We start from the raw sequence: 15,194 nt of genomic DNA on the forward strand, positions 1-15,194 counted from the left end.
GCGTGAATTTTTCATTTTTGATTAAGAAGGTTGCTTTATCGTCACACCCTGACGTTGCTTTTTAAGCGCCTTCTTGAATTGCTTAACTACCCCATTGGTTTCTTCCCAAATTTCAGGAGACGAACGTTCTGCCTCTTCAAGCAAGGAAGTAATACTTGCAATAATGGCTTGTTCCTCCTCGGTAAGCGGATAATTTTGATATTGCGCGGCATAAGTAATCCTCACTACTGCTGCCAGGAGTTTATTCAAACCTTCCTTGTTTTCACCCCCGTTCCAGTAATAGGTTTCTACAAACCCGAGATGATAACTGGCTATCGTTCGATCCACACTGGAGAAAGTAGCGAGCAATTCTTTATCCCGGATGATACTCCCTTCTTCAATACTGGCTTTCAAAGACTCCAATTCACCTATAGCAAAGTCCATAGTCTCTTTATGAACCGTATCCTCACTGTCTGCTTCAGTGGCTAGGAAAAAGATGGCATCCTCGAGGCTTTCGAATGTTGAAGCCATATCTCCGTTTCTGAAATGCTGCAGCGATTGTCCGAAATAACCATCAGGCTGAGTAATCTCAGAACCAGCCAAAGAATCAGCATCCTCAATAAACCTGGGAGGATCATTGGTACACCCTACTAATAAAAGGGCGAACCAGGCAAAGTGTATAAACTTTTTCATTACCCACTTGAGACTGAAGAATTGAATTTTAGTCACATCTTACAGGAAAAATATTTTAAGAGATGGAAGAGAAGATTGAGATCAAACCTTCTACCGACAAGAGAATTGGTGGCTATCTACACCGCGTTACTCCCGTCGCCAATAAGTCCGGTGAAATACTGAACTACGTTCTCAGGCCTCTGATGGTAGAGTTCAAACTACGCGATATCTTCCAGGTTTCCGTAGGGTCTGCATTGTTAGCTATTCCTGTTTCTTTCACAGAAGAAGCCTGGCAATTGGCGGAGCAATTGCCGAATGCTAACATCATAGGTATCACCCTTTTTTCATTGATTCTCACGTCCATCTTTATCTACTTCAACTTTTATCGGATTGCCTTCAAAGGGCATCAATTTGAGTTTGTTAAACGTGTATTGGGTACCTACCTGATTTCCATGGCCATTGTTGCAATTATTCTAACGTTGATAGACAAGTGTCCCTGGGGAGTGGACAATGTATTGGCCATGAAAAGAATCATTATAGTGGCATTCCCTGCAGCAATGAGCGGTACACTTAGCGACTCCATCAAATAGTATGATCTACTTTATCTTTTTCAAATCCAATTAACATGATTGAGCAACTCCAGGCCAATTATCCCTTATTTCAGGTTGGTCTTACCTTCCTGACGATTTTGTTCTACTTACTGACCAGACGCCTTTTCTCAAGAAAAGTGATTCGAAGAGCAGACCGGTTCAATTTCGAGGATGCCCGTGCCACATACATCAAGAAAGCAATCAGTGCTGGCCTTGTTGTTCTGTTCATCATCATATTAGGAATCATTTGGGAAGTCTCACTTAAAGGACTGTCCGTCTATGTGGCCTCAGTTTTGACAGTCGTCGGCGTAGGGTTATTCGCAACCTGGTCTATTGTTAGTAACATCACTGCGTCCGTGATTCTGTTTTTCTTCTTTCCATTTCGAATTGGTTCAAAAGTGAGGATTGTGGACGGTGACAACTCTGCTGAGGGAGAAGTGATTGGCCTTTCACTGTTTTCTATCCAACTTAGAAGAGAAGACGGCCAAGAGATCTATTATCCAAACAACCTGGCCATTCAAAAATCCATTGTGCATTTGAAGGAACGAAAATCTTGAAGAAAAAAGCGACACATCAAAGACGCATCGCTTCTCATTAAGAACCAGCTATGGAAAATAGATACTCACTATTTTATGATGGTGAAATTAATTCCTGGACGAGGGACCAAGCAATAACTTCGATAAAGAGCCGAGAATGGTCAGTAAAATGACGGAAACAGGCGATTAAGCACTGGCTAATTTGTAGAGTTAAATCAATTGAAAATTCACGGATCTCGCATAGTAGAAGCGGATTTTGCAAGAATTATCAAACCCTGAAATTCCCCCTCACCTACTTTGAGTTGCCTACGAAAACAAATACCTCTAAAACCTCACATTCTTTTGCAAATTCAGCATGAAATTTGCATAACATTTATTTGATTATGGTCGTTTTTAAGGCCAGATCAAGAACACAGCTCACTTACTATTTTAACATGCTAGTAAGCCATTACTAGTATGGAATCATGCCCTTATTAGGACATGGCAACTTAACAACTTATATGAAGTGAGAACATGCAACAACTTTACAGTGATCTTTTGGATCGACTATCAAACGAATTACATCCGCTCCACATCACGGATCAAGACCCTATCCAAATCATTCCTAAAAACATCAAGATTTGCCTGAAACTCAATAAAGACCTAAAAAAGAGGTACATCCAAGCAAACCATAACAAGGAGGAGCATATCCAGTTCTTCAAGACCATTAAACCCTTATTCTACTCCGAGCTGTTTTATCAAAGGTGTATTCTGAAATTTTACAAGTCCCAACCAGAAGGAACGACAAAAGTATTCAAAGCACATATCCATAAGAACCTGGAACGAAGTAACGCACCATTCTATGAATTTTCAGTGTTTCACAACTACATGAGAATGAATTCTACTCAGATGGATGAAACGTACTTTACACCTATCCCCTACGATCCAGAAATACACGATCATTTGGAAGTTTCTACTGAAACAGATTTTAGTTCTCCTGCAGATACGACTCTCTCCATATTGATAGCCACAAAAAGGCATCAAGAATTCCTCAAGCAACAGCTAGCAGCGTTGAAAACTACTAAATCACAACCAGCAGAACAGCTACCTAAACCCCTGAAATTCAAAGGATCTAAAGTTGATTTGATCTTGACCTCCTATGCACTATCAGAATTGTCAGATGCAGAAGGAGACGTCAAAAGACACGCCGAATGGTTGAGTTTGATGTATGACGAAGATTTAGGGGATGTCTATCGAGGTTTCCATGACATTAAGAAAAAGAAGAATCCAACAGCATTCTTCGACAAACTCAAAAAAGCCGTTTTCAGACGAATGAATGATGATAACGATGACGAATAAATACCAAGTTGGTACCAAGTTGGCATTTATTGAATCGAGGCTAAATGGGCTTAAAAAGTGCCAATTCTCCTGTCATCAGGCGCTGATTTCAGGAATGCATTCAAAATTTCAAGCTTCTTCATGCGCTCAACTCACATTTTCTGCAGAAAATCAGATGGAAACAGCTCCATTCTGCTTTTGCCAGTATCAAAAAGTGCCTAAAACGATGAGTTTTTGTTAAAATCCGTTAAAAAGCAATACCAAGTTGGTACCAACTTGGGAATAAAAGTTATTGCCACCTTTCATATTTGAGCCATTGAAAACAAAAACAAATAAACGTTTCTTATGGCTACAGAAATCATCACTAAAGAAGATCTCCGTGAATTCAAAACAGAACTATTAGGAGAATTACATTCATTGATTCAGAACTCTGATGAAGGTCCAAAACGGCAATGGCTAAAGTCTTCAGAAGTAAGAAGGATGTTGAAGATCTCAGCAGGATCGCTGCAGAACCTACGAGTAAATGGACATCTGCCCTACACCAAAGTACAGGGAATTATCTTCTACGAATACCAGGACATCATCGACATGATCGATAACAACAAGTACAACAACGCTTTACAGTAGATGTCTGATACTTAAGCACTCCTGAATCCCCCTTTTCGGTCCGTCGTACGGAAGGGGGTGCAGGGGGATGTTAACATGAGTAATGTCAATTACATCGCACATCTCAACGGCTATTTTGCCAGGGTAGAGGCTGATGCTAGGCTCAACTCGAGTCACTTAGGCCTCTACATGGCACTATTTCAGCTGTGGAACATGAATCGATTCAGAAATCCAATATCAGTAGCGCGACAAGAACTGATGCATCTTTCAAAGATCGGTTCCACCAATACTTACACCAGGTGCATGCGGGAGCTTCATGAATGGGATTACATCGATTATCATCCGTCACACAATCCCTTGAAGGGCAGTACGGTCAACATGTTCTACTTCGGTTACAGCAAACCCAAGTCCACCCAGAGTGACAGTTACAACACAGTAAAGAAACCAATCAACAAAGGCGTCAATGAAGACAAAGACTACAGCGAACCACTCTGACATATTTCCATTCTCCGAATGCCTTTCTGTTCTCGAGCATTCCGGAAAGCGATTCTACGGTGATCACTTTCGCATAGTGGACGAGGATCATGAAGTAATCTTCAAACTCCTGGTCTATTTCATGAGAGATGAGGCAAACGCCAAAAAATTGGGCATCAGCTTCAGGAAGGGCATACTATTGACCGGGCCAGTGGGTTGCGGTAAGACCTCACTCATGAACCTCTTCCGGTTCATCACAGCAGCTCACAACCATCACACCATGGTGTCTTGCAGAAAGGTTTCATTTGAATTCATCCAGGAAGGCTACAAAGTAATCCAGCGTTACAGCGACCACTCCTTTAGACACAACAACATGGAGTGGCAACCCAAGACTTATTGTTTTGATGACCTGGGATCCGAAGACACCCTAAAATACTTTGGTAATGAGTGCAATGTGATGGCAGAAATCCTCCTCTCCAGATATGACCTATTCATTTCGCAAGGCATGCTCACGCACTTAACCACCAACCTCAACAGCTCAGAAATGGACGAACTCTATGGCAATAGGGTAAGAAGTAGGATGCGTGAAATGGTCAATTTGATCAGTTTCGAGAATGGGAGGGATAAGAGGAAATGACAATTCACAACTAAATGCAAAAATGTCGAATGCTTCATTAACTGGCAATTTCTCTCATTATGTTATCCCAACCTTTTGTTTTAAGATCATATAAAGAAATCATAGGCATCGGGAGTTCACGTATGAACTGTAGGGAAAGTGCTTCATTCGTTAGAAAAAGTGAATAAATACTGTACTCCTTGAAGTCAATTCCATATGCATTGAATACCTCTTTCTTATTTATCACTAACCAGTCATGTCTCTTTTGGTGTTTGGGGAAGTATTCATCGAAGTATTTATCAACTTCTCCGATCATTTCTCTCGGATTTCTAGCCGGTTCTGTCTTTTTACATTCTATTGAAAATAGAGACTTGGAGTTTTTATCGATAAGGAGGATATCTATATCTCCTAAGTTTATCTTACTCTTCAATCTGCTCTTCTGATTAATCTCAACCTCTTCCTCTAAAACACTGAAATTGAATTCTTTGAGGATATTAAATGCTTCTTTTTGCAGTTTCTTACCCCGTTTCTGAGAGATTTTGGAAATACTTCGGTTTAATGCCGAGCCAGCGGGTGCTTTAAATCGTCCTGCGATAAGCAGATTAATAAGATAACGCCATGATCTGTCTACATGCCGGGGAGTCCACAAAATAGATGTTTCATTATCCGCTTCATGAAATTGAATTAGTGGTCTCGAAAGATATGAGAGTCTTCTGGTAAATTTCCATGGAAGCACATCATTTATTTGAAAATCTCCTTCTGGTAAATCAAGAATACTGCCGCGATCTGATAGACTAAGAAAAGATAGAGCTGCTAGCGTTTGCTCTTTAGAAATTTTTCCTTCAAACTCTAATTGAATTCTGGATATGAGTTCATCAATTTTAATGATGTATACGGGAGAGTTTTGCTCAAAACCGATCATACTCAAACATTCCATAATCCCTCCAAGTTGAAAAATCGATATTCCAAAGACTTCATTAAATGACGTATTCAAATTCTCGGGCAACTTGGATCTTGATAAGTCGTCAGGACTAAACTCTAAATGAAATTTATCGGTAGAGTCATAAAGGAATTCCTTACTTCTAGCTTCTAAAAAAGCATTCAAGTATTTTTCTGAAGTCTCTCTGGCGTTGACTCCAATCCTCCCAGAAGGTAAAACCATAAGTCGCCTATTAAATAGTCGATATCGAATTTCGTCTTGAACACCCCCCCAATAAACTATTAAGGACATGATAGCAATTAAATCGTCAATAGCTTGTTGGTTTGGCTGTCTTGTTCCAGTTCCCGGTTCAGCAACAATGTGCTCAATTAAGCATCTTACGGCGATATTGGTTTCATCAAGTCGTTTTTGTTCGCTTGATAATTTTTCTATTATGTCTTCATTTTTTACAAAACAGTGAGCTCTAGTTGGTGATTGAATTCTTTTCAATGCTTGCTGATGCAATAAACTTTCATTTAAAGCCATCAAATCTTTGATTTGTTTATATGGATCATAACCTTCTAGATATGACCTTAACTTGGGGAGAAGCACCTTTTGAAGTATATTCTTCACTAAGTCTAACTGATTAGTATTGTTGTCAATATCTCCAATTGGTGGGCATAACTCTCCAAGCTCTGGAATAATATCGTCAAGTATTAGTTGCTTATTCTCTTTTTGCAGATATCGTGGATTTACCAGATTAACTGGACTATATGCTATATCACTAGTATGTTTTGGGTACAGAAACATCTTTTTTAGACCAATAGGAGCTACTTTGTTAATGATCTGCGATATGACATTTGGAGAAAGGTTTGTTTCGTTTCTGTGTAATTCTATTAAGGGGATCAAAGCACCGAGAATGACCATAAGAAGAATCCTTTCACCCTCATTGTTAGCTAATCTTAAATAATATTTTAGGGCATTTGGAATTACAATATGAATCTGGTCCCTTGCTAATTCTAATTTGAAAAGTTCATGAATTTCAGGACTTTCCTCATCCCTTGTTGTTGGGTCTAAGAAATGCGTTGGATTTTCAAAGTCGAATGAGAGGAAAAGAACTTGTAAAGGAAGTTTATTTATGAACTGTGAAACTTCAGATCGAATCTCATTCATCCAAAAACACAGCATTTCGCCGAATTCGTAGTAAAAATATCTCTCATCTCTAGGAATCGAATTAATCTTTCTATTAGCCCGAATCCATACGTCAACAGGAAAATCCTTTAAATAGAAATCAAAGAATAATGGGATATTTTCACGATTTGCATACTTATCAATATAGCTCACCTCCCTAATTACAGGAAGCATGTAAACCTTATTAGCAGAATAACCTTTATGATGTACAATCAAAGGGTCTTCAAACTCTACAGATTTCTTTATGATATCAATTCCAAAACCTGGAGGAATCATTATTCCATTCGGCTTTTCATCATCTCCTAGATAAAATGAATTATGCACTTTGTAGAATGCAAACAAATCTATAAATGATGTAAACGGGGGTAGTTCAACAGATAATTGAAATTTCTTTTTAGCTCGAACAAAATACCACAAAGACATTTCATCTAAGTCCTCGTTTTTGATAATACAAAGAAGCTGGTAGAGTGTAGAAATAACCCCGTATTCCTCGTCTTCAAATCCACCATATAACAGATATTCCCTTCCTATTGAGCTATATAGGTCGATTTGCAGTATCTGTTTATCTGAATAGCTCTTACTGACAGATTCTTTTATTTCACTTCTTATTGACAAGACTTTAGGGCTAGAGGAATTAGGGTCTGGATGACATGGTGTACGGAGATTATAGTTAATTCCTTTATCCTCTGTAAAAGTTATAAGAGCAATTTTGTCTGAATCAAATTCATATAACTCAAAATCAAACTCATCTTTCCATCTCTTATTCTTCTCTATTTTAATTTTTTCGAATCCGATTCTCCCCAACTGAAAGTGCAGGTCACTCCTAGCCAATTGATGGTATCTTGTAGTAAACCCCGATATTATTCCTGATCTCGAGACGAGAACTAATGTGTAGTGGATTAGTGCGGATAAAATGGTTGTTGGTGATATTACAAAATAACCACGATTAGTTTCGATTATTGGTTTAGACCAAAGAGGGCTATTTTCATAATGTTCAAGTGATGGTTTAGAACTTTTTACATCTTCAGATGTCAGTAAGAAATCCTTAATAACCTCTTCTTCCAACTTATGGCTCCTACAAAATGAACGGACACTTTCCTTATCAATCCATAGGGAATACTTTGCCTTTTCAAGGTCCGTTTGAAAGTCGATCTCTGAACCATTCGCTTCACCACTCAAGTTTCTACCAAAACCTAACTTTGACGCGATTGAATTAGAAATCCATGGCAACAAGGTGAGAGCCGATTTCAGTTTTACATAAACTTCTTTCTTGAAAAGCTCTTTATCATAGTTGAGAGTCTTTATAAAAAGATTTAGGGTAAAGGCTCCTTGTTCAAAGTTTCCTCCAAACAATACATTGTTGCCTACAGTTGTCATCACATTCTCCGTGAACATGTTTACTGGAGGATCCTCCATGACAAAATGTGGCAAGTGTTGATCAAGTACCCTCTTAAGTTCTATTGGGTTTACGGTCAAATCAGTCTTGTTCTGACACGATAATGCTAATAGAGTCAAATAATCAAGCCGTAAGTTTTTTCCATGATTTCTTGGATCAATTGATAGAGCAGCAAAGAGAATTGCCAAATCATAACTGTTGAACTTTTTAAAGTATCGTTTGAAACTAAACTTAGAAAAGGTTGACTTTAATCTTTTGCTGAACGATTTATTACAACAGTGCTTGAATTTCTTGCCACTCCCACAAGGACAAGGATCATTTCGACCTATCTTTCTCATAAATAAAACCCTTATCTTGCATATAAGATGTAATTTATCTTTTTGCCATCCCTTTTGTCAATAATTTATAGGAAAAGAAATGAGTAATCAGGAAGTCAATATGGACAGTGGTCAAGAGTCTAAAAAGTCAAGGAAAGAGTTGGAAGAAGAGGAACTTCAAAAAAAAATTCAAATGTGGAGCCAGCAAATGACTAGTGTTCAACTCTGGAAGTTTATGAACAGTGAAAATTTCAAAGTAGCTGTTGACAAGATTATGCAAAACCTTTCTGGAGTAAGAAAAACAATACTATACACTTACTTATTTGATATAGTCTTAGTATTTGTTTTGCTCGGTTCTGTCGTTCTAATGGGCTATTCTAAAATTTTAGACAGTGTAACGGTTGGTACATTGGTTGGAGCCATAATTGGTTACGCCTTTAGGCAGGTTTCGGCAAGATTAACGTTCAGGCTTTTCATCCTCCTGTAGGGGCTCGGTTCTATCATCCATTTGAATATTGAGGGTAATTGAAATGAAGAATGCGTATATCGGATATACATATCAGCACCTAGTCGCTCAACTCATACTAGCCATAATGGATGTAGAAAGGATTCTAGACACTATTGAAATAGAATCGGATGTTGATCACAATTTTGATGACATAACCATAATCTCTGGAGAGGAAAAACTCAACTGCCAAATTAAGGATATAGATCCTATTTCGTTTAAGGATGTGATAATCCAAGACAATGAGATTATCATTAAAAAAACAAAGCATAAATTATCTGAAGGAACAAATATTTTATTCTTTAAGAATATTGAAATAGCCCCGAACAATTCTGTACTTGGCATTCCTTCATATTCTAAGGGAAACCTTCATTTCGTTTCTATCAACAGACAATCCATCGAAGAAAGGATTAAGACTCTCTACCCAAATAATTATTCTAGATTCTTTGACATACGTTCATTCTTTCATGAAAAGCTTGATCTCCGCCGGTTGAAAATCAATAAAGAGGAATTACCCACTATCAATGTCTTTTTGACTGAACTTGTAGAAGAATCTATTGCGACGGGTTTACAAATATTGGAATTCGACCGAATTCTATTGATTGAAGGAAAACCAGGAGTAGGCAAGAGTCATTTAGTTAATGAAATAAAAGAACGATTCTCCAAGAATGTTCTTTACAGATTCTGGGTCTCAAATCAGGATAAATATTATCGCGATAGACTTCTATTTGCCAACTTTCTTTTTGACTTATCAAAAAAACTATTTGGTGATTTAGTAGTAAGAGACGAAAAAAAGATAATTGACGAAATTGAATCAAAACAATACTTGCTCCTTATCGATGGACTTGATCATGTGGAAAATTACAATCCTCAAGATTTAGAACTGTTCATAAAATTCATCTCAAAAGCCAAGGTCCAATGTAGGGTAATTGTCTTGTCTCGTCCCCTAGCAAAGAAGCTCCCTTGGAAAAAGCAACTTTTGAAAAATTGGAATAAAACCCAAACTAATAAAGTGCTTGAAAAGCTTTACCATATAGAAAGCTATCGTGTTACTTCAGACATTTATAAGATTACCGATGGTTACCCAATACTAGTAAGGTATGTAGCTGAGAGTTATAAATTAAATGGTGCCGTACCTAAGCTTTCCAAACTTGCCAGTGTAAATGATTACTACTCCGAATTAGTAAATAATCAAAAGAGCAAAAGGTCTCTGGGTCTTTTTCTTTGTTCTAGTTCATTCTACATGAAAAGTGAGATAGCGCTATTCTTAGAAAAGGAGGCTTCAAGTTATGTGAATGAGTTTATCGAGGAACATCCATATCTCTTCGAAATAAAACTCAATCGAATTTCACTATTTCATGATAGTTTCAATACGTTTCTTCTATCTGAAGGAATTGACATCTCACAGTTAGAGAATCAAGTAAAAGATCTAGTTGTAGCATCAGTGCTACGTCTCGAAAAGAAATTTCTTTCTCGGTTTGATTCATTCAAAATAGATAAAACGTCGATTAAGGAAGTCGTTACGCTTTATTCAAGAGTTGACATATTTAATAAGTTGATTCAAGAGGTAGTTGATTTTGAGGTGATACCTGACTTTTATGAATCATTGAGGGAGTTGTTAATTGAAATTAGCCCCTACGATCTAGAGCCAAACAACTACTTTGATCTAAGTATCATATTAAACCTTGTTAGTAGATATACTTGGGTCTTCGATATTGATGAGTTCCTTTATACATACACCAAAGCCGTCTTGTTCAATGGGTATTCAGAAGAGCAGATAACGAGTTCGGGATATCTATTTGGTATGGTTTATTTCGTTAAAACTAGAGACTTGAGTTTGCTGAAAAGAGTTTCTTCTGAGGATATGAGAGATTTAGAATCTTTTGAAGATAGGTTTTTCGACAGCATAGATGAAGAAGAATTTTTCTTTGAAAATCACAGGGAAGCACTAACTAAAGAACAGGTTGACAAAATTCTTAATGACAAGTTAAATTTTCATCCGGATAATATTGTCTACTTACTTGAAAACGTCTATTCCCATAAAGTTTTGGGGAGACAGTTTTCTTCACTTTACAGAAGCATTTCAAAATTTATGGATGGGGAGACTTCCGAGGCAGTGGAAACCTTTGAGAGTTTATTAAAAAGCTATGGGTTTTCACACTGGTCTGCTCATCACTATTTGATGTCAGCGCAACGAAATATTCTTGCAAAAGGTAAGCGCAAAGAAGACAATATCTTCCTGAGCTTATCATTTCCCGAGCTGATATTAAGTGCTCGAGAACTAGATTCTTTTGATTCGTGGCGTGAGATTTTGGCTTTTATTCGATTATCTGTTTACGACAAAAGAAAAATCGAAATTCAGAGGATAGTGTTATTTCTAAATAAATACTACAGCCGAAAAGACTATTGCCTCATAAGTATCTATGCAGCATTAAATGTTTTTGAGTCTCTGGGACTTTTTGAAATGGTGCATTCTGTCAAACTCATCACAAGAATCCAAGAGAGATCGGAAAAGGGATATAAAGGATTGCTTTTAGATTTTATTGAACAATATGCTCCTAAGAAAATCATCCCTTTCCTTGAAGAAAATTTTGACATTCATCAATTACATGTGAATTGGTTTTTGTTATCACCTATATACATAAACGAATTTTCTAAAGACATCTTTTTTGCCGGAACGGAATATTCTTTGAGACCATATAGCAGTCATAACAGCATCAGGATTGAAGAAATAATCAATGTTCTAAATTCTTCCTGGTCTGAAACAATCGTGAGAGTTTTAGTCATGAGAAATTTTTCAGTGCGTGTAGCTGACTCTGATATAGCCAATATTGAATTATTGAAGACCTTGGGTGTGCCTTATGAAGTCAACAAAGAAGATAAGTCATACAAAACAAGTGAATTGGAAAATTTCAACAACGGCATATTAAACAAAAGAAACTCTAACTACATCCAGAAAAACAACTTGGCACCTGAAGAAGTAGCATCATATTCAGACGGATACCATTCTGCTTTAGGAGAACTGAGCTTGTTCCAGTCATTTAAGTCCGAGCAAATAAGTGAAAAAATTCAAGTAATCTTATACGAGGCAATGACTGGTAAAATTAGAAGTATAAACGCATTTTACGATCTGTATCACTATGTGGGACATTCGATCAAATTAATTAATGATCATTGCGAAGAATACGATAGTGATGCTTTATTCAAAAGCTTCGAATACTATTTAAAGGTATTGATGATTTCTGAATCTAATTAAGCTTATCAATTAAACACATTTTTGAATTTCTCGAATTCAAAATCAGGCATTCGATTTTCGATATGCTGCTTCAATAACTTATGATCTTCTTTTGCCTTTTTCCTATCATATACCTGATTGTTATTATTCGCTCCTTCACAAAGCTCAATCAATTGTTTATCTGTAAGTTGTTTTAGGAAAGGCGAAACAATTGATGAAAAAACTTTGTCTCCATCATTATAGTGCTTTACAAATGAATATCTCCAAACAATAAATTCGCTTACTTCCTCATGATATCCCTTGGAAAGTCCAATTGTCAGGACCTTGAAATAGACTTGCCCTCTTGGGTCGTTGGTGAAAATATCTGGAAAATTCAGTGTATTTATTGACTTAATCTTATCAAGATGGTCTTTGTATGATGCCGACAAAAACCATGCATACGCATATTCATCGGGTGCGTTTTTACTCCGGTTAATTATGTACTGCTTAACATCATCACGATAGTTATCGTAAAGAAATTCATTTTCAGCTGTAAACCTTATTAAGAGATTTATAGTATCCGGAGAGTCCAATATATGGTAGAAATGATCAGGTTCTTGATCGATTTTTGAAATACAAAGCTTGGGATTCCTATTGTAAAGGATATATAAGAATCTGAAATTGATAAATCTATTCTTGATGCATTCTTCGTCATCAAGCCGGAAAACAAATTTCCATAAATCTCTAAATATCTGTACTTCCGCAGTATCTGTAAGTTTTTCTAAATACTTTGAAACTAGATATTTTTTCATGCTTTCATCATCGAATAAGACCTGAGCTTTATCAGAAATATCACTTAATACTGCTGGTAAAATCTTCTTGGACAGTAAAGGTGGCTTTGAGAAAATTGACTCAATCATGTTCCTTATATGTGAGGCCACCGTCTCCGGGTTTGGAGTGTACAGCTTATCTTCCTTGTTAAGGACTGGGTGGGCACATAGATGTCTATCGTTTCTTAAGGCTTGAATATGAGCTTTATCAACATTGTCTAATAGATTGGTTCTGTTCAGAATCTCTTCAACAAGGTCTTTTTCCCAATCAGGGTTAGTTGGGTTAGAATCTTGGGTCTCTTTAATTTTCGATAGAATTTCTTTTGCAACCTGATCATTATATATGTCTACTAAAAATTCCAGCTTAAATAATAGATCGGATATTACAACTGAATACAATGTAACCACAGCTGCTCTGTTGTTGCCATTATAATATGAACTACTTACCTCTCGAAAATATTCTTTAGTCTTATCGGAATGGAATAGGTTGATAGAGTTTTCTATGTTATAATCCTTCATTCATGAAATCTTTTATTATCAATAACTCCAACAACACAGAATTCTTCGAAATATTCATTTCTTTCGTCAAACTTATTTTGACTCAAAAACTGGATATTAACTACTCTTCTTTCGTTAAAAATTCCCTTGTTTAGAGGCCACTAAATTGAGAGTTTTCTTCTTAAAAAGAAGCCTTAAAACGATAAGTATTTACTTGTGCACTTTTGATAAGAGTACTGATAATAGTAGTGATACAACTACTGATACAAGTGGTGAAAGAGTACTGCGACCTTCTATAAACAGTATAAACATTACAAACATCTTAAACAAAAAAAGTTTTATGAAAAAAATTTGACTTCAAGGCACTTAACGCAACTAGGCGAAGAGAGCAGGCCTGCAACCGGTGTTTATTAAATAGGCTCTAAGAGGTATGTTAAATAGGTGAATATTTCTTTCCAATTTTTTCTTTTTTGGGCGTCTCCTTTCAGGCCGGGCTATCCACAGTGCACGGCACTTTGTTCCTATCCCTGACGCGACGATTTCTACGGGGGAACCGCACCCTTTTGCTGCGCTCCTACGCTCAGGCAAACCTCGGCCTGCGGTACTGTGGCTCCTCGGCGGCTCACGCACAGCAAAAGCGTGCTCTGTACCTGCTCCTTTGATTATGCAATGCACCTAAGGCCAAGCAAGAGATCTGTAGCTGGAAGCCTCCAGAAATTCAATGGAAGGCACTCATTTGTTTGATAACTGCAAAGACTTAGCAACTGCTCCTAACAATCCTCTCCAGAACACTTGCTTTTTGGCCTTTAAGCTTATTCCCCTGGTGACCTGCTTCAAGGCCCGCACCCATTCCCTGTGCTTCCAATACCAGCCCCAGTCTGCGGTACTGTAGCTCCTCACCGGCCAGCGCACAACGAATGCGTGCTTGTTCGTCTTCCTTTCTTTATTCCTCCATTTCATAGGGTCCGGCAAGAGATCCGCAGTGGCCGCTAACCCTCCCGATAAATCGGGTCAACCCTATTGGGCCACTCCGCAACACTTGCCTATTCCTGCACACCAATGGAGGAGCTACAAAAGGCGGGTTTCGCAGGTAAAGCGGCGTGGCGCACCGGTTGCCCTGCAGGTTTCACGCCAGACTAGCCAGAGCCTATTCCATTAAGGTTCTATTTCAAAGGCATTCCATACACACTGGCTCCCTTTCAGGTCTTCGTGTCTGTCATACAACCTGCTTTGGGCTGTCCTATGCGCCACAGCAGTTACCCTGGCCACTTTAGCCCCTTTCCCGCTAACGCGCAAATCCATTACCCAGGCGCTAGTGTCCAGCCACTGCTCTAGTTAATGCGAGCCTGCGGACTCGGGCAGTACCGTATCAGCCCCACTTGGCCAACGCTTGACCAAAGCTGCCACGCACTCCCAGGCGGCTTTCAGCCTCCTTCTGGTAGGCTGCCCTCATACTCGCTTACGGCTCGCCGCACAGTCGGACCGCAACCCACTCCATTGCATTCCGTTCATTGCAGCCGCTTTCCGTCCGCAC

General features: G+C 38.1%; 11 protein-coding genes and 1 pseudogene. 8 read left to right on the forward strand and 4 right to left on the reverse strand.

What is annotated here, in order from left to right; genetic code table 11:
- Window positions 1–21: 21 nt before the first annotated feature.
- Window positions 22–672 (reverse strand): hypothetical protein, encoded by a 651-nt coding sequence (locus R8G66_11755; protein MDW3193037.1) that lies wholly within the window; start codon window positions 670–672, stop codon window positions 22–24.
- A 62-nt stretch (window positions 673–734) separates the two neighbouring features.
- Here R8G66_11755 and R8G66_11760 point away from each other — a divergent pair, with 62 nt between their 5' ends.
- From R8G66_11760 to R8G66_11785, 6 genes are all read left to right on the forward strand, one after another.
- Entirely contained in the window at window positions 735–1,241 is a 507-nt protein-coding gene (locus tag R8G66_11760; GenBank protein ID MDW3193038.1) for a DUF2391 family protein, read from the forward strand.
- Between the two features lie 35 nt (window positions 1,242–1,276).
- Window positions 1,277–1,798: a mechanosensitive ion channel gene (locus R8G66_11765; GenBank protein ID MDW3193039.1), complete on the forward strand. Its 522-nt coding sequence runs from the start codon at window positions 1,277–1,279 to the stop codon at window positions 1,796–1,798.
- A gap of 492 nt (window positions 1,799–2,290) precedes the next feature.
- The gene (locus tag R8G66_11770; protein ID MDW3193040.1) at window positions 2,291–3,115 is read left to right on the forward strand and encodes an RteC domain-containing protein; all 825 of its coding nucleotides are present in this window, start codon (window positions 2,291–2,293) and stop codon (window positions 3,113–3,115) included.
- Between the two features lie 324 nt (window positions 3,116–3,439).
- On the forward strand, window positions 3,440–3,721 hold the full coding sequence (locus R8G66_11775) for a helix-turn-helix domain-containing protein (protein MDW3193041.1): 282 nt from the start codon (window positions 3,440–3,442) through the stop codon (window positions 3,719–3,721).
- 75 nt (window positions 3,722–3,796) lie between these two features.
- On the forward strand, window positions 3,797–4,195 hold the full coding sequence (locus R8G66_11780; protein ID MDW3193042.1) for a hypothetical protein: 399 nt from the start codon (window positions 3,797–3,799) through the stop codon (window positions 4,193–4,195).
- Window positions 4,164–4,811, forward strand: a complete 648-nt coding sequence (locus tag R8G66_11785; protein ID MDW3193043.1) for an ATPase — start codon at window positions 4,164–4,166, stop codon at window positions 4,809–4,811. The genes R8G66_11780 and R8G66_11785 overlap by 32 nt, the downstream gene beginning before the upstream one ends.
- A gap of 37 nt (window positions 4,812–4,848) precedes the next feature.
- On the opposite strand, the gene R8G66_11790 is transcribed toward R8G66_11785, so the two are convergent.
- Together R8G66_11790 and R8G66_11795 are read right to left on the reverse strand one after the other, a co-directional pair.
- The gene (locus tag R8G66_11790) at window positions 4,849–8,484 is read right to left on the reverse strand and encodes a hypothetical protein (GenBank protein MDW3193044.1); all 3,636 of its coding nucleotides are present in this window, start codon (window positions 8,482–8,484) and stop codon (window positions 4,849–4,851) included.
- Between the two features lie 84 nt (window positions 8,485–8,568).
- Window positions 8,569–8,634, reverse strand: a pseudogene (locus R8G66_11795) (SEC-C metal-binding domain-containing protein).
- A 79-nt stretch (window positions 8,635–8,713) separates the two neighbouring features.
- Here R8G66_11795 and R8G66_11800 point away from each other — a divergent pair.
- Together R8G66_11800 and R8G66_11805 are read left to right on the forward strand one after the other, a co-directional pair.
- The gene (locus R8G66_11800) at window positions 8,714–9,100 is read left to right on the forward strand and encodes a hypothetical protein (protein ID MDW3193045.1); all 387 of its coding nucleotides are present in this window, start codon (window positions 8,714–8,716) and stop codon (window positions 9,098–9,100) included.
- Between the two features lie 106 nt (window positions 9,101–9,206).
- Window positions 9,207–12,374 carry an ATP-binding protein gene (locus R8G66_11805; protein MDW3193046.1) on the forward strand — a complete coding sequence of 1,056 codons (3,168 nt, stop codon included), beginning with the start codon at window positions 9,207–9,209 and terminating at the stop codon, window positions 12,372–12,374.
- Between the two features lie 5 nt (window positions 12,375–12,379).
- Here R8G66_11805 and R8G66_11810 read toward each other — a convergent pair whose 3' ends face one another.
- On the reverse strand, window positions 12,380–13,681 hold the full coding sequence (locus R8G66_11810) for a hypothetical protein (GenBank protein MDW3193047.1): 1,302 nt from the start codon (window positions 13,679–13,681) through the stop codon (window positions 12,380–12,382).
- Between the last annotated feature and the right edge of the window lie 1,513 nt (window positions 13,682–15,194).

The organism is Cytophagales bacterium (assembly GCA_033344775.1).
In the GTDB taxonomy this organism is placed as follows: Bacteria; Bacteroidota; Bacteroidia; order Cytophagales; family Cyclobacteriaceae; genus JAWPMT01.

Bases quoted from the DNA above. Each gene is read 5' to 3' on its own strand.
- R8G66_11755 (MDW3193037.1), bottom strand. From the start codon at position 672: ATGAAAAAGTTTATACACTTTGCCTGGTTCGCCCTTTTATTAGTAGGG.
- R8G66_11760 (MDW3193038.1), top strand. From the start codon at position 735: ATGGAAGAGAAGATTGAGATCAAACCTTCTACCGACAAGAGAATTGGT.
- R8G66_11765 (MDW3193039.1), top strand. From the start codon at position 1,277: ATGATTGAGCAACTCCAGGCCAATTATCCCTTATTTCAGGTTGGTCTT.
- R8G66_11770 (MDW3193040.1), top strand. From the start codon at position 2,291: ATGCAACAACTTTACAGTGATCTTTTGGATCGACTATCAAACGAATTA.
- R8G66_11775 (MDW3193041.1), top strand. From the start codon at position 3,440: ATGGCTACAGAAATCATCACTAAAGAAGATCTCCGTGAATTCAAAACA.
- R8G66_11780 (MDW3193042.1), top strand. From the start codon at position 3,797: ATGAGTAATGTCAATTACATCGCACATCTCAACGGCTATTTTGCCAGG.
- R8G66_11785 (MDW3193043.1), top strand. From the start codon at position 4,164: ATGAAGACAAAGACTACAGCGAACCACTCTGACATATTTCCATTCTCC.
- R8G66_11800 (MDW3193045.1), top strand. From the start codon at position 8,714: ATGAGTAATCAGGAAGTCAATATGGACAGTGGTCAAGAGTCTAAAAAG.
- R8G66_11805 (MDW3193046.1), top strand. From the start codon at position 9,207: ATGGATGTAGAAAGGATTCTAGACACTATTGAAATAGAATCGGATGTT.
- R8G66_11810 (MDW3193047.1), bottom strand. From the start codon at position 13,681: ATGAAGGATTATAACATAGAAAACTCTATCAACCTATTCCATTCCGAT.